We start from the raw sequence: 14,177 nt of genomic DNA on the forward strand, positions 1-14,177 counted from the left end.
AGCCGGACTCCTCCGACTGAACGGCTTCACGAAAATCAAAGAGACCACCGAATGGATAGGTCGCGACCGCAAACGCGCACTCCCGCTACTAGCTACCCACAGTGACAAGCGCTACCTAAAGTGATCATGACTTTGCCCTGGGTGGGAACGCCCGGCATCTCCGGAGCGATTCACCCTACTCGTCGTACCGGGCGTGGGCAGCGGAGTCGACGCCCGTTCGGGACTCTTGACACCGCGACCGCAGCTTCTATTATGAGAGTTCAATCCTATCAAGAGAGTTCCGATGCAGAACGCTGAGATCTTCCGTACGTACCTGGCGAGATTCACCTCCGGCGACCGCGAGGGCGCCGCGGAGCTGCTGACGGAGGACTTCCGATTCCACGGCCCGATGCTGCAGTCGGAAGGCAAGGCGGCGTTCCTGGAGGGCTCCGCAGGCCTGTGTCCGATCATGCGTGGTGCCGACGTGCACCGGCAGTGGGAGGCGGGCGATGAGGTCTGCTCTATCTACGACTTCAAGATCGAGACCTCGGCGGGCGTGTCGTCGATCGCGATGGCGGAGTGGACCACGTTCCGGGACGGCAAGCTCGCCGCCGCGCGCCTGATCTTCGACACCGCGGCGATGAGCGCGCTGCAGCCGTCGACCTGACATGCCTCGAACGGCGTGGACGGGCTACGGGCGGTTCTGTCCGCTGGCGCGAGCCCTGGACGTAGTCGGCGAACGGTGGACCCTGGTGATCGTCCAGGAACTCCTCAAACGGTCTTCACGCTACAACGAATTGCTTGCCAGGCTCCCCGGCATCGGTACCAGCGCGCTCGCCGACCGCTTGCGCACCCTCGAACGCGCCGGGATCGTGACCCGTCAACCCGGCCCGGTCGGCGGCGGCGTGGTCTACGCATTGACCGACCGCGGCCGGGCACTGGACGGCGCGCTGCGCGAACTGCGGCGTTGGGGTGTCTGGTTCCTCGCCGATCCAACCGCCGACGGCTCACCAGATCAGCGCTTCGACATCACCTATGTGCGCGGCATCCACGACCTGGCCGACGGCGAGTTCGAACTCCAGGTCGACGGCGAGCCGACCACCTTCCGCTTCACCGACGGCCGACTGCACCAGCACCCCGGCCCTGCCGACGAGCCCGAACTCGTCGTCCGCGCCAGCTCGGCGTTCCTCGACCACTGGGCGGCCGGCGAGGTCGGCTGGGACGAGGGCCGCGCCAATGGTGAGGTCGTCGTCGAGGGACCGGAGCCGGCGTGGCCGCGCTGGCTCGCCGCCACCGGCTATCTGCTGAGTGTCGATCAGGACGCGGGGTAGGAGGTTTGCATGTCCGGCTCACCGACCGCGTTCTTCCACGAAATGAGCGCCGGCGCACTCGCCCGGCCGGATGTCGCGACCGGCACCATGATGGGCTTCCCATGCTTGCGGGTGTCTGGCTCGTTCTTCGCCTCCTCTGATCACCGCACCGGCGACCTGATCGTCAAGCTCTCCCGTGGCCGGGTGGAGCAGCTGATCGCCGACGGCGTCGGCAAGCCGTTCGCCCCGGCCGGACGGGTGTTCCGCGAATGGGTCCTGATCGCCGACCGGGACGAGCACCTCTGGACCATGCTCATCGCGCGCACCACCTGGTCACATACCGTGGACTGTCGACCGCGACGGAATCACCGCGTACTGCCCCCAAGACGACATGTTGGTAGCCGCCACGGTCCCGGCTGATCGGCTTGCGTCCCTGACACAGCAACTGCCCCGGAACCAGACCGTGTCCCAAAGTCATAGCCCCTCCCTGAACACCGCGATGTGGACCTCGGCCTCGTAGCGGATGGCGAGCTTGTCCTACCTCGTGGCCACGGCACGAGTGATTTGACCCGTGGATGCCGCGCGCCATGGCAGGACGCTGTTTGTCCGCCACGGGAAGGAATGCTGGTGGCCGGCCAGCTCTGGCGGTTGCACACCTGGTCGGTCTTCTGCGGGATCGTGCACCGAATTCCGCGATCACGCAGATAGGCGCTTCGCCAGTCTCGGAACACCCGACTGGGCTCCCTCAACGCCGCCGGTGTGACTCAGAAGCTTCGGCCACTGCCGATTCCTTTCCGCGGCGGCCGCGGTCTACATGGTGACGACGCGGCCCGCCGAAGAGGCCCGCCGTGATGAGGCGAGCCGAGAAGAGAGCTGATCGCCTTGAGCATTCCCGCCACCATGCGCGCCCTGGAGCAGACCTCGCTGCGAGGTCCGCAGGACATGCGTTTGATCCTCGACGCGCCGGTTCCGACCCCCGGCCGGGGTGAGGTCCTGATCCGGGTCGCCGCCGCCGGTGTCAACTTTGCCGACATCTCGAAGGCCCACGGCACGTTCCTGGACGGACCGCAGCCACCGTATCCGGCGGGTTTCGAGGCAGCCGGCGAGGTCGTGGCGGCGGGCGAGGCAGTGACCGGCCCGCGGCCTGGGGACCGCGTGGCCGGCGTCGGATACGGGGCATTCGCCAAGTACATGGTCCTGCCCGCAGCCGCGGCGACGCCGGTGCCGGCCGGCTGGAGCGCCGAGCAGGCGCTGGGCCTGGTCGTGAACTGGCCTACCGCGCTGGCCGCGCTCAAACCTCTGGGCCGCGTTGCCGCCGGGGAGACCGTGCTGGTCCACGCCGCGGCGGGTGCGACCGGTCAGGCTGCGGTGACGATGGCCAAGCACTACGGCGCGACGGTCATCGCCACCGCCTCGCCGGGCAAGCACGAGACCGTGCTGGCGCTGGGCGCTGACCACGTCCTGGACTCCCGCAGCGAGGATCTCGCCGCCGAGGTGCTGCGGCTGACCGACGGCGCCGGTGCCGATCTGGTGCTGGAGTCGGCGGGTGGCGCCACCTTCGAGGCCAGCTTGGCCGCGGCCAAGCGGGTCACCGGCCGAGTCGTCGTCTACGGCGTGGCGGGCGGCGAAGCCTCGATCACCAACTGGGAGCTGGTGTACCGGCACCAGGTCCACGTCATCGGTCTCAACATCGGTGTGCTGATCCAGGCCGCACCCCAGGTCTTTGGCGAGCTGATGGGTGAACTGTCCGCGCTCATCGCCGCCGGCGTCCTTGCTCCCACCCGCCCCACTACCTACGACCTGGCCGACGGCCCGAAGGCTCTCGCGGAACTGGAAGCCAGGGCGACCGTCGGCAAACTGGCCCTGCGGCCTTGAGCACAGCCGTGACAGGAGGTGATACCCGGATGACCGCAACCGTGGACCCGGCCGCCAAGCAGACGGCGCGATTCGTCGTGATCTACGACACTCCATCCGACGTCGACGCGTTCGAACGTCACTACAACGATGTCCACATCCCGTTGGCGAAGCAGTATCCGGGGCTGCGTCGTTACACGTGCAGTCGTGAGCCGGCAGCCGTGATCGGCGAGCCGTGCTACCTGGTCGTGATGCTGGACTGGGACGACATGGCTGCGCTGGAAGCCGCGCTCGGGTCCGAGATAGGGCGGCGCACAGCCGAGGACGCCGCGGCGAACCTGACCCGCTACGCGACCTTCCGCGGCATGATCCTGCAGCTCGACGAGGTCTGATCGCGGGCGCCGCCGCCGCGAGCGGGTGCCCGCTGACCTGCGTTTCGATTCCTTGGCACCGGCTTCCCGGTCGTACTGGGGTGACGGTCCCGGCCAGCGGGACCAGGCCGGACAAGGAGCAGCGCATGACAAGCAGGCAATCCGCCGCGGCGGATCACGAGCGGAGGCGGCGAGACAACCGGCTGCCGAGGGACGGCTGGGCCGTCATCGCGCAGCCGGCCGACCGGCCGCGGCCTAAGCTCGCGGCATGACGGCGCGCGTGCGGGAGGCGGCGGACCAGCACCGGTTCACCGCCGAGACGGAACGGTTCCGCCAGGAGTTGCTGGCGCACTGCTACCGCATGGTCGGCTCGGCGCACGACGCCGAAGATCTGGTACAGGAGACGTATCTGCGAGCGTGGCGGTCCTACGCCGGCTTCCAGGGCCGTGCGTCGATCCGGTCCTGGCTCTACAAGATCGCCACCAACGTCTGCTTGACCGCGTTGGCGCCGCGCCGGATCCGGGTGCTGCCCTCGGGGCTGGCAGGTCCTTACGACGGACCCGATCGCCCGCCGAGCCAGGTCGCGCCGGGCGAGGTCTCGTGGCTGGAACCGTTGCCGGACCGCTGGATCACCCCGGCCACTGACGATCCGGCTGTGGCGGCGGTCGCGCGCGAGTCGCTGCGGCTGGCGCTCATCGCAAGCCTGCAGCACCTGCCCGCCCGCCAGCGCGCGATCCTCATCCTGCGCGAGGTGCTGACGTTCTCCGCGGCCGAAACCGCACAGATCCTCGGCACCACCACAGCCGCGGTGAAGAGCGGTCTGCAGCGCGCCCGCGCACGGCTGGACGAACTCGAACCCAAGCTCGGGGAACTGCTCGAACCGACCGACCAGCGGGCGCGTGCGCTGCTCGACGGCTACATCGCAGCCTTCGAACGCTCCGACGCCAGGCTGCTGGAACACGTGCTGCGCACGGACGCCACACTGGAGGCGACACCGTTCCGCGGGTGGTACGCGGGCCGGGTGAAGTGCCTCCACCTGCTCGACGCGTACGTGCTCGGCGCACCGGGCGACTGGCGGCTGATCGCCACCACGGCCAACGGCCAACCCGCCGCCGCCGTGTACCACCTGAACGCCGACGGCGCGCTCATGGCACACGGCATCGTCGTGCTGGCCCCGACCGCCACCGGCGTCTCCCGCGTGATCGAGTTCCACGATCCAGCACTGGTCGTCCTGTTCGGCTTCCCGCACCTGCTCGCTGACTGATCCCGACCGGGCGGGTATGGCCGTGGCATCGTGATTTGGCCCCGGTTCGGCCATCGCCATCGCGAGCAACTCCGCGTTCAGCGAATGGGCCCGCACCTTCACCGACCCGCGGCTCTGCGCCGCGATTGTCGACCGGCTCACCTTCAACGCGTCCATCATCGAAACTGGCACCGAGTCGTTCCGGCTGCGCAACACCAAACGCCGCCGGTCCCCGCGGGCCAGTTAACACGAGCACCCCGCGACCGAGCGGTATCGCCCATCACGGCACTGCCTGGCACAGTAACCGCATGGGCAGCGAATCCCGGAACATCACCGTGACCCGATTGATCGAGGCACCCGCTTCGCGCGTCTTCGCCTACCTCGCCGACCCAGCCAACCACCAAGCTCTCGACACCAGCGGCATGATCCGCGGCGCTGCATCCCCCGGCCCCATCACCCACGTCGGGCAGGTGTTCGTGATGAACATGAACAACGCGATCAAAGGTGACCACCAGGTCGCCAACCACGTCATCGCCTTCGAACCCAACAACATCATCGGCTGGGCCCCTGCCGAACCCGGCCACCCACCCGCCGGACACACCTACACCTGGCACCTGAAGCCCACAGACGACCACCACACCACAGTCGCCCAAACCCACGACTGGTCAGCGTTCACCCACACCGACATGCTCTCCCACCTGCCTGTCGTGAACCACGAGCAACTCCAGGCATCACTGGACAAACTCGCCGACAACATCCGGGCCAGTTGAAGCCCTGTTAGAACGGTGCGGCCCACCAGCTCACCTTCACCGGGTCCGACGGTGGGATGCCGATCGTCCCCGCGTCGATCTCGACCTTCTCGCCGGCGGCGATCTCCTGTGCGAACACGTCCAACGTGTCCTCGTCCAGTCGGCAGTCCCACACTGCGCAGGCGTCTCCCAGCTCGCGGCGGACCACCGCGACCGGCTGGCCCGCAAAGCCGACGAACAGCTCGCCAGACGTCGACGGCTCGCGGTGAACTTCGGCATGCCGATCATTCCCGGATGAACGGTTTCTCGCATGTCGCGCAGGGGCGCGCAGATGCACCTCCGCACCGGGCGAGATGCAAGCGACGCAGCCGCCCGGAGATCGGCGCAAGCCTGGTCAGCTACGCACCCGGAGGCGCCCACTCCTGCGCTGCCCAGGCAGGATCGAGGGGGGTGTGCGCGATGTGGTTGGTGTAGAAAGGTACGTGGCGATGATCAGCGCGTAGTGGTGGACGTAGTCGGCGCCGGGGAATGCCTTGACGATGAGGTCGCGGCCGTGGATCTCGGCGGTGGGGCGCTCGAAGTTGAACAGCTTGCCGTTCTTCTCGTGCGTGGAGATCACGGCTTCACGGTCGTAGCCGCCGACGACGTGAATGCTGTCCCAGTCGTGGTCCTGGATGAGGTGGTGCACCTTGATCTGCAGGTAGCGCAGAAGCCGGTCCGGGGCCATGGTGTGTCCGTCCACCGCGATGGGGGACATACGCAACACCGAGCCGGGAAGCGCGGCCGGAACCGCGTTGGCGAGGACGCTCATCAGGCGGCCTCCGGGATACCCACGCTGCTGCCGGCCGCCTCGCGGACAACGGCGATGTTCCGGCGAATCAGTTCGAATCGTTCGTCGGGGATACGGCCCAGGTTCTCGATCCGAGGGGTCCGAGGCTTCTCGTAGGGTCCGCCGGGAAGCATCGCGATGCCCATCGCGCCCAGGATGATCGGAGCGGCGCCGTCGACCGAGGCGATCCACTCGTGCTCGCGCTGTTCGACGAGTTCCAGGTGCCCGGTGCGCCCGAGGCCGAGCAGCCGGTAGACGATCCGGTCCTCGATCATGCCGTGGTCTTCCAGATACCGGGTTGCCGTCCAGCGGGTTCGGCACAGCTGGTCTTCTGGCGCGGGACGCCGGGACGCGGGTAGCGCAATCGCTCCGACGTAGTCACTGGAGGCGAAGTAGTCGTAGCAGCGCAGCCACTCTTGATCGTCTGCCGCGTGCAGAGCGACACACAGCCGGAACTCGTCGCTCAGGTCACGGATCTCGCGGGCGGCCTCGTCACTGGCCTTCATGGTGGCGACCCCGTCGCGCATTACGTCCGGGAGGATGATCTCGCGGGCCTTGACCGCGCGGGCAGCCGCGATCAGATCCGCAGCCGGCAGCGCGTGGCCGAGATCGAACACCCCGTTGTCGACGATGATCTCCGCGCCACGTTGGGCCTCGTGGCGGAAGAACCCGCAGCAGGCGGCGTCGGTCAGAACACGCTGGGCAGCAACGTGATGGACGCTGGCAGGTTCCTGGGCAACGAAAGCGTCCAGGTAGTCGGGCGGAGCGATCACGGAGACGTCGATGCTTTTGGCCATCAGACTGCCCTCCACCGGTCGGTGGCGAGGGTGAGGAACTGCTGCGAGAGCACAGGATCGCGCTCGAACCGGCCGCCAGCCTGCTCGGTAGTGGCTCGGGCTGCCTCCATTCGCACACCCCGCGCGCTCATGCAAAGGTGCGTGCCGCGGACCGCGACGGCCACGTCGTTGCTGCCGATCACCGCGGCGATCTCGTCGGCGATCTGCCGGGTGAAGCGTTCCTGCACCTGAAGGCGGCCCGCATGCCGCTGCGCGATCCGGCCGAACTTCGACAGGCCCACCACCTCGCCGTCCGGCACGTAGCCGGCGGCGACGTCGAGGTTCATGGGCAGCAGGTGGTGCTCGCACAACGACCAGACGCTCATGCCGCCGATCACGACCAACTGGCCGCTGAGACTGCTCTCGGTGAAGCACGTCGGCGCGGCCGACGAATCAGGGGAGAGAAAATCGCTCCACCACGCGGCTACCCGGTTCGGCGTGTCCACCAACCCGTCCCGTGCAGGGTCTTCACCGAGTGCAGCCAGAAGTTGGCTGACGAGATCGGCGACGCGCTCGGTGTCGACCGGCCCCGGCGCGGTGGGACGGAGTTGTGGTGACAAGGCCAGGCTCCCGCCGGGCGCAGGGCTGCAGACGGTGTTGGTCATATACGTTGCCTCGCTTCCAGGGCAGCAGAAACTGCGGTCGAGCGCGCTGATGGTCGGGATGTACACACGCTGGTGGCGGTGCGCCACAACAGCGTCCGCGACCATCTAGGCTGTCCTCATCGGACATTCGGCCGTTGTTCTCCTAAGAAAATGTCACGGAAGTAGTTGGTGCGTTACGAAAGTCAGCCACCACATTCGATGCCGGTCGTTTGTGTCACCGAGCTCCGGTCAGGATGTGCAGGCGGGTGGAGACGTTCCAGCCCCTTTTGGTTGCCGGGTCGTAGAGCGCGTCCATGCCGGCCAGGACTTTCTCGCGGGTGGTGCCCTCCGGCATCACCCACACCGAGTCCAGCTGGTATTCGTCGACGAGCTCGGCGATCTCATCGAGGTCGCGGTCCGGGTCGGTGACGACGAACTTGAACGCCGCGCGGCCCGTCTCGACCAGCGCTGTGAGCGCCATGGGCTTGATCCGAACGGAATAGGACATGCCTGAGTTCGCCAGCTTCGGGCTCACCACCCACAAATCGACCAGGGATGCCAGTTCGGCGGTCGGCGTCATCGTCCCGTTGGTCTCGACCTGTATCCGCGCTGGCGCCACGCCGTGAGCGATGGCCGCCATGGCAGGCTGCTGCAGCATCGGTTCCCCACCAGTAAGCACCACCATGTCCACGGCACGTTCGCGCACCCACGACACCAACTTGGCTACGGGAACCCGCTCGCTGACCTCGGTCGGGTTGTACTTGCTCCAGTCCCAGCTTTCCGGGGTGTCGCAGTAGCTGCACTTGAGGTTGCAGCGAGAGAACCGGACAAACGCGCAGCGCTGCCCGGTCCATGGCCCTTCGCCTTGGAACGACTCGAACTTCTCCGCGAGAATCGCGGAGCCCTCAACGAGTTCGGGGAGCACGGCCGGGGCGTTCATGCTGCCTCACCCCGTTCCCACAATCCGACCGTGGTCCCCGAGTCGACGCGTACGGATACGAGGCGACCGCGGATTCCTGGCTCGACATTTCCGACGAACCAGTCAGCCAGGTGAGCGACCAACGCGGGGCCAGCATCACGCAACCCCGCGGCGGCGCTGGGCGCGAGGAGGTGTTCGGAGAACGGTTTGAGGTCGCCGAAGTCGGTGATGACCGGTCGCCTGGACGAGTCACCACCGCACGGCTCGTGGTGGTGTCGGCAGCCGGGTCGGCCGTATCCGCGTCGCGCCGCGCAGGTCGTGGCCGTCGGGGGCGGCGTGGCCGACGGCGGCGATCGCGAGGCGGCTCGACCCGTCGATCATCGGCCACTGAGAATCGTGTTCACGGCGCTCGCCGTCAGCAGACTCGTCGAGGACCGCACCGGCTGGTCGATCAAGAAGTTCGTCCGCACCGCCGCTATCGCACCGTCCACATCCGCGCCGGACAGCACACCCTCACCGCCGAAGACCCACTCCCACCCGACCTACACGACGCGCTCACGCAGATCCGCAGGCCAGACACTGCGCACTAAATTGATCAGAGTCGGGTCACACGTCGCGGTATGTCGGTGCCGCCAGACGATCGCACAACGTCCTGTCATGCCGACGAGCGCGCGTGTTTCGGTAAGTTGGTTTGGTCCCGGTTCGGCGTGGCGATCGGGCCAGGCGGGTGGATTCGGACGGCTTCGGGTTCCGCGGATGTGTTGCCGACCAGCACGAGGGATACCGCCCTCGGCAAGGTCGTCGAACCGCCGGCATCGTGTCCGCGGCTAACTTGCTCGCGGAGCAATCGCGTCGGCGGGTGGGGCCGTGAGCGCGCCAAGTGTGTCGGTGAGCTCGAGAACCGCGCCGGGGTGCACCGAGTAGCAAATCTGGGTGCCGCGCCGGCGTGTGGTGACCAGGCCGGCTTCGCGCAGCACCTTGAGGTGCTGGCTAATGGTGGGCTGCTTCAACCCGAACACGTCGCTGAAGTCACACGCGCAGGTCTCGGGCTCGGTCGCCAGTCGTCGCATGATGCCCAGCCGCACCGGGTGACCCAGTGCCCGCAGCATCCCGGCCCATCGCACCTCTGCGTTCTCCATGTTGACATCTTATTCGTGATCTGACTATATAGCCAAGTGACTAAGTTGCCCTCTGTGGCCGGTACCCGGCGTCCGATCTGCCGTACCTGTGGTGTGCAGTACGGGGCACCGCGCGCTGATTGCCCGATCTGCCTGGACGAGCGGCAGTACGTGGGTTGGGAAGGCCAGCAGTGGACCACGCTGGCCGAGTTGCGCGCCGGTGGCCATCGCGGTCGGGTCGAGGAAGAGGGGCCCGGTGTGCTCGGGGTCGGCGCGGTGCCGTCGGTGGCCGTCGGCCAGCGTGCGCTGTTGATCCGCTCGCCGTCCGGCAACGTGCTGTGGGATTGCGTGGGCTACCTCGATGACGATCTCGCCGCCGAGGTCGAGAAGCTGGGCGGGATCAGCGCGATCGCCGTCAGCCATCCGCACTTCTACGGCGTGATGACCGAGTGGGGCCGGATCTTCGACGCTCCGGTGTACATCCACGCCGGGGACCGAGACTGGGTCGGACGACCCGATCCGCTGATCGAGTACTGGACGGGCGACACCCACCGGATCGCGCCCGGCATGACGCTGATCAACGCGGGCACGCACTTCGCCGGCGGCACGGTGCAGCATTGGAGTGACGACCCCGAGAGCCGCGGTGCACTGTTCAGCGGCGACATCTTTATGGTGGTGATGGACCGGCGGTGGGTCAGCTTCATGTACAGCATTCCCAACTTCATCCCCGAACGACCGCGCACCATCCGCCGCGCGCTCGCGTTGGTCGAACCGTTCGCGTTCGAACGCATCTATGGCGCGTTCTGGGGACGGGTGGTCACCAGCGACGGGGCGGCCGCGGTGCGCCGTTCCGCGGAACGGTACCTGCGCTTCGCACTCGAGGACGACGCGCAGTGATGCCATGGGCGCCGACTACCGCGTCCATGGCACTCGGGTGGAGAACGTCCACCAGTTCAACGCACTCTTCCGCCGATGTGCGGGCGCATTCGGATTGAGGGCTCAGACGGCGTTATCGTTGATCAATGTCGCATGCTGTGGTTCTCGGTGGGACCGGACTGATCGGCCGCGCCGCCGCACACCGGATGCTGGCCGCCGGCTGGGACGTGACCACCGTGGGCCGAGACCGGTCACGCATGCCCGATGATGTCGCGGCGGCGGGAGGCCGGTTCATCGCTGCGGACCGCACCGAACCCCACCAGCTCGCGGCAGCCCTGGGCGCGGGAGCCGACCTGCTGATCGACTGCCTGTGCTTCACCGCCGGACACGCCCGTAGCCTGCTGCCGCTGCTGGACGATGTCGGGTCCACAGTGATGATCTCCAGCAAGGCCGTGTACGTCGATGCGGCGGGAAACCACGTGAACTCGGCCGCCGCGCCGGACTTCGACGGCCCGGTCCGCGAATCGCAGCCGACCATGGCCCCGCGCGAGGACATCGACTACCGCAGTCGCGACGGCTACGGCGCCAACAAGGTCGCCGCCGAGCTGGTCCTGCTCGACAGCGGGCACGCAGTCACGGTCCTGCGGCCGTCCAAGGTTCACGGGGACGGGTCGACGAAGCCCGATGAATGGGTGTTCGTCAAACGCGCGCTCGATCGGCGCAAAGTCCTTGTCCTGGCCCGCGGCGGCCGCGGCGTTGATCACCCGAGTGCTGCGGCCAACATCGCTGCCCTGATCGAGATCGCCGCGAACAATCCCGGCCAGTGGGTCCTCAACAGCGCGGACCCGGACGCGCCAACCGCGCTGGAGATCTCGCGGACCGTTGCGGGATATCTCGGCCACCAGTGGGCGGAGGTGCTTCTCGACCAACGCGCCCCTGCCGAACTCGGCCTGCATCCCTGGGACCGCCTACCGGGTATCCGGCTGGACATGAGCGCGGCCCGGCAACTGCGCTACCAACCGGCCAGCGACTACGCCACCACCGTGACCGCCGAACTGGACTGGCTGGTCTCAATCGCCGACCGCGGCCCTTCCCACACCGCCCAGCTACCGCCAGGGTTCGACCACGAATATTTCGCGCCGATGCTGAACTACACCGCTGAGGACAACTACCTCGCCGAGCGGTAGCCAACGCACGCTCATGCCGCTTGTCAGGCTGTCGTTCGCTCAGTCGAACCGCTCCCATTCGTCGCGGTGTTGCTCGACGAGCCCAGCGGTAGTGTGCTCGGGCGGGGCGACGTAGAAGCCCGGCGACGACGTTGTCAGATCCACGAAGATCACGGCGTGGACGCCGTCGACATCTTGGTCGGTCGCTCGGCGCAGCGGCCGCTCCGTGGGGAACCGACGAGCGAAGACCCTGGCCTTCTTGCCGTTGACGGTCAACAGCCACCGCCGGTCGTCGGCCTTCAGACTGATCGTGTGGCGCGTCCGGCATGCCGCCTCGGCAGCTGCCAGGTAGGCACCGGTCTCGTTGAGCCGGTCATTACTGAGATGAGCGAAATCCATCCCTGCATCATCATGGCTCCAGCAGCCAAGCGATCAACGGACACGCTGGATCATGATCCCGGAGCAACAGTCATCCGTCCGCACATGCCGCATGGCGCGCTCATGCGCGATAGGCGCCATCGTCCAGTTCGGCCCGCATCGGGTTCGCGCCGCTGATGGTCAGTCGCCAGCAGTGATCAGCGTCGGGCACGTGGCGCACGCCGGACAGCTGACCTGAACATCACCGTCGTACACGATTGCCCTGCACTCGCCGGCATGCAGCGAGTGGCTGGCTTGTGGACACGCTTGAGGTTGCCCGTTGACCGTTCGGCGGTCTTCCTCTCATTCCGACGAAGGTCGTCTAGTGTCGCGTGATCCTGTTCCTTTGCGTCCGCTGTGGATCCACGTGGTTCCTGGCTAGGCGGAGGAAAGTCGCTCGTACTGGATGTACTTGGGCTTTTCTCCAACGCAGCGAGGGGCCGCGTTGGCCGCAGCGGCGTAAAGGTTTCAGGGTCACGTGACACTAGGCGCGGCTGCGGCGGTGTGGAGTTGGCGCAGGGAGACGATGTGCAGTGCGACTGCCAGGGGTACGGCGGCGGTCGGGACGAGCGCGAGTGGGAGCAGCCGCAGGGGTTCGGTGGACGGGGTGACGTCCAGTAGCCCGGAGGTGACCAGGGTGGCGATGCCTGCGGCCACGAGCAGGTCAAGGATGCCGAGGATGTTGAACCGGACCGCGGCGCGGTGGCCGGTGCCGCGGGCCAGCCGCCGGTAGACGATCGGTGCGGCGATGCCGATCGCGATGTCACCGAGACCAGCGGGGACCGCGAAGACGGCCGGTAGGTGTCCGAGGGTCATCAGGATCAGGAACACCACTCCGATGACCCGCAGGGTGTGCGGCAACGCGAGCCGTGCGGGAGTGCCCGGGTCGGCCAGGATGCGCGCCACGACGGGAATTCGGGTGGCCAGCAGCGGCGCGACCAGCGCGCCGGCGACCGCGACGAAGAACCAGGGGTTTCCCCGGCCGGAGTACACCGCGGCGCCGGCAAGGTATCCGGTGGCCAGCAGCCAGCTACCCCACCCGGCGGCGAACGCGACGGCCACGCCGGTGGCGCTGCGGCGGCCGAGCCCGGTGGCGACTGCTCCGCGGTACAGCACCACGCTGGTCACCGTCGGTATCCCGAGCGCAGCGGCCAGCAGCAACACCCAGACAGTTGTGGGCAGATCGTCCACGGCAGACTCCTATTCAGTCCTCTTCGGACGGTGGCGAGGGTCGCTCAGACAGGTTTGGTGGTGGTGAGGTGGCGGGTCCAGGGTTTGATGTCGGTGAAGGTGGGTTCGGTGAACCCGAGTTCGCGAAGCGGTTCTGTGTAGTTGTGGATGTCGACGTCGGCCATCGGGTCGACGGTCTGGGGGTCGGCGGCGCCGTGGCGGGCGAGTCTGGCCAGGGCGCTGGTCAGGCGTGGGGTTAGGTGGCCGCTGGGGTGGAGGTCGGCGATGAGTAGGCGCCCGCCGGGGCGGAGCACGCGGTACATGTGGGCGAGCGCGGTGGTGCGGGCGTCGCGCGGGATGTGGTGCATGGCGAACGTGCAGGTGATCACGTCGATGCTGGCGTCGGGCTGCGGCATCGCCTGGCCGAGCGCCACCTGGAACTCGCAGGTGGCTGGCCGGCGACGGTGGGCGGTGGCGTAGGCGATCATCGGGGCGGAGGCATCCATGCCGAGGACGTGGCCGCGCGGTCCGACGATGCCGGCCAGTCGGCGCGCCAGGTGGCCGGGACCGCAGCCGATGTCCAGGACCCGGTCGCCAGGGCTCACGCCGGACGCGGCGGCCAGCTGTGCGTCGAGTGCGCGGCGGCGCCCGCCGAACACCACGGCCAGCATCAGGTTGTACGGACGTGGGGTGAGCAGGATGCCGGGACTCTCGGGGTCGTGTTGATCGGTGTGGTTCATCTCGTGTTCTCCTTGG

20 protein-coding genes and 1 pseudogene are annotated in these 14,177 nt (G+C 67.7%); 11 read left to right on the forward strand and 10 right to left on the reverse strand.

Features of this window, described 5'->3' with window-relative positions; genetic code table 11:
• The first annotated feature begins 283 nt into the window (after positions 1 to 283).
• From GEV28_RS19285 to GEV28_RS19320, 8 genes are all read left to right on the forward strand, one after another.
• A complete protein-coding gene (locus GEV28_RS19285) occupies positions 284 to 646 on the forward strand; it encodes a nuclear transport factor 2 family protein (protein ID WP_291413481.1) in 363 nt (120 codons plus the stop codon).
• A 1-nt stretch (position 647) separates the two neighbouring features.
• Positions 648 to 1,310, forward strand: a complete 663-nt coding sequence (locus GEV28_RS19290) for a helix-turn-helix domain-containing protein (RefSeq protein WP_291413482.1) — start codon at positions 648 to 650, stop codon at positions 1,308 to 1,310.
• 9 nt (positions 1,311 to 1,319) lie between these two features.
• A complete protein-coding gene (locus GEV28_RS19295; protein WP_291413483.1) occupies positions 1,320 to 1,709 on the forward strand; it encodes a hypothetical protein in 390 nt (129 codons plus the stop codon).
• Between the two features lie 462 nt (positions 1,710 to 2,171).
• Positions 2,172 to 3,164: an NADPH:quinone oxidoreductase family protein gene (locus GEV28_RS19300; protein WP_291413484.1), complete on the forward strand. Its 993-nt coding sequence runs from the start codon at positions 2,172 to 2,174 to the stop codon at positions 3,162 to 3,164.
• Between the two features lie 29 nt (positions 3,165 to 3,193).
• Positions 3,194 to 3,535, forward strand: coding sequence for an EthD family reductase (locus tag GEV28_RS19305; protein WP_291413485.1), 342 nt, complete (start codon positions 3,194 to 3,196; stop codon positions 3,533 to 3,535).
• Positions 3,536 to 3,782: 247 nt separating this feature from the next.
• Positions 3,783 to 4,778, forward strand: a complete 996-nt coding sequence (locus GEV28_RS19310; RefSeq protein ID WP_291413486.1) for an RNA polymerase subunit sigma-70 — start codon at positions 3,783 to 3,785, stop codon at positions 4,776 to 4,778.
• Between the two features lie 58 nt (positions 4,779 to 4,836).
• Positions 4,837 to 5,004 (forward strand): ATP-binding protein, encoded by a 168-nt coding sequence (locus GEV28_RS19315; protein WP_291413529.1) that lies wholly within the window; start codon positions 4,837 to 4,839, stop codon positions 5,002 to 5,004.
• A 61-nt stretch (positions 5,005 to 5,065) separates the two neighbouring features.
• Positions 5,066 to 5,527, forward strand: a complete 462-nt coding sequence (locus GEV28_RS19320; protein ID WP_291413487.1) for an SRPBCC family protein — start codon at positions 5,066 to 5,068, stop codon at positions 5,525 to 5,527.
• A gap of 7 nt (positions 5,528 to 5,534) precedes the next feature.
• Here the strand turns inward: GEV28_RS19320 and GEV28_RS19325 are convergent, their stop codons facing one another.
• The 6 genes from GEV28_RS19325 to GEV28_RS19350 form a co-directional block, all read right to left on the reverse strand.
• Positions 5,535 to 5,843: a hypothetical protein gene (locus GEV28_RS19325; RefSeq protein ID WP_291413488.1), complete on the reverse strand. Its 309-nt coding sequence runs from the start codon at positions 5,841 to 5,843 to the stop codon at positions 5,535 to 5,537.
• A gap of 57 nt (positions 5,844 to 5,900) precedes the next feature.
• Entirely contained in the window at positions 5,901 to 6,317 is a 417-nt protein-coding gene (locus tag GEV28_RS19330; protein WP_291413489.1) for a hypothetical protein, read from the reverse strand.
• Entirely contained in the window at positions 6,317 to 7,132 is an 816-nt protein-coding gene (locus GEV28_RS19335) for a hypothetical protein (RefSeq protein WP_291413490.1), read from the reverse strand. Before GEV28_RS19335 ends, GEV28_RS19330 begins: the two co-directional genes overlap by 1 nt.
• Entirely contained in the window at positions 7,132 to 7,881 is a 750-nt protein-coding gene (gene folE, locus GEV28_RS19340; protein ID WP_291413491.1) for a GTP cyclohydrolase I, read from the reverse strand. The genes GEV28_RS19335 and folE overlap by 1 nt, the downstream gene beginning before the upstream one ends.
• Before the next feature lie 109 nt (positions 7,882 to 7,990).
• Positions 7,991 to 8,695, reverse strand: coding sequence for a 7-carboxy-7-deazaguanine synthase QueE (locus GEV28_RS19345; RefSeq protein ID WP_291413492.1), 705 nt, complete (start codon positions 8,693 to 8,695; stop codon positions 7,991 to 7,993).
• Positions 8,696 to 8,923: 228 nt separating this feature from the next.
• Entirely contained in the window at positions 8,924 to 9,055 is a 132-nt protein-coding gene (locus GEV28_RS19350) for a hypothetical protein (protein WP_291413534.1), read from the reverse strand.
• Positions 9,056 to 9,061: 6 nt separating this feature from the next.
• On the opposite strand from GEV28_RS19350, the pseudogene GEV28_RS19355 reads away from it, so the two are divergent.
• Positions 9,062 to 9,264 (forward strand): annotated as a pseudogene (locus tag GEV28_RS19355) (IS1634 family transposase); the annotation flags it as partial.
• A 237-nt stretch (positions 9,265 to 9,501) separates the two neighbouring features.
• Here GEV28_RS19355 and GEV28_RS19360 read toward each other — a convergent pair.
• On the reverse strand, positions 9,502 to 9,813 hold the full coding sequence (locus GEV28_RS19360) for a helix-turn-helix transcriptional regulator (RefSeq protein ID WP_291413493.1): 312 nt from the start codon (positions 9,811 to 9,813) through the stop codon (positions 9,502 to 9,504).
• A 54-nt stretch (positions 9,814 to 9,867) separates the two neighbouring features.
• On the opposite strand from GEV28_RS19360, the gene GEV28_RS19365 reads away from it, so the two are divergent.
• Both GEV28_RS19365 and GEV28_RS19370 read left to right on the forward strand, forming a co-directional pair.
• Entirely contained in the window at positions 9,868 to 10,689 is an 822-nt protein-coding gene (locus tag GEV28_RS19365) for an MBL fold metallo-hydrolase (RefSeq protein WP_291413494.1), read from the forward strand.
• Between the two features lie 125 nt (positions 10,690 to 10,814).
• Complete coding sequence (locus GEV28_RS19370) at positions 10,815 to 11,855, forward strand: NAD-dependent epimerase/dehydratase family protein (protein WP_291413495.1); 1,041 nt, start codon at positions 10,815 to 10,817, stop codon at positions 11,853 to 11,855.
• 39 nt (positions 11,856 to 11,894) lie between these two features.
• On the opposite strand, the gene GEV28_RS19375 is transcribed toward GEV28_RS19370, so the two are convergent.
• The 3 genes from GEV28_RS19375 to GEV28_RS19385 all read right to left on the reverse strand — a co-directional run bounded on the left by GEV28_RS19375 (position 11,895) and on the right by GEV28_RS19385 (position 14,161).
• Entirely contained in the window at positions 11,895 to 12,233 is a 339-nt protein-coding gene (locus GEV28_RS19375; protein ID WP_291413496.1) for a hypothetical protein, read from the reverse strand.
• 492 nt (positions 12,234 to 12,725) lie between these two features.
• Complete coding sequence (locus GEV28_RS19380) at positions 12,726 to 13,442, reverse strand: hypothetical protein (RefSeq protein ID WP_291413497.1); 717 nt, start codon at positions 13,440 to 13,442, stop codon at positions 12,726 to 12,728.
• 44 nt (positions 13,443 to 13,486) lie between these two features.
• Positions 13,487 to 14,161 (reverse strand): methyltransferase domain-containing protein, encoded by a 675-nt coding sequence (locus GEV28_RS19385; protein WP_291413498.1) that lies wholly within the window; start codon positions 14,159 to 14,161, stop codon positions 13,487 to 13,489.
• Positions 14,162 to 14,177 lie beyond the last annotated feature (16 nt).

The organism is Actinophytocola sp. (assembly GCF_009379765.1).
In the GTDB taxonomy this organism is placed as follows: domain Bacteria; phylum Actinomycetota; class Actinomycetes; order Mycobacteriales; family Pseudonocardiaceae; genus Actinophytocola.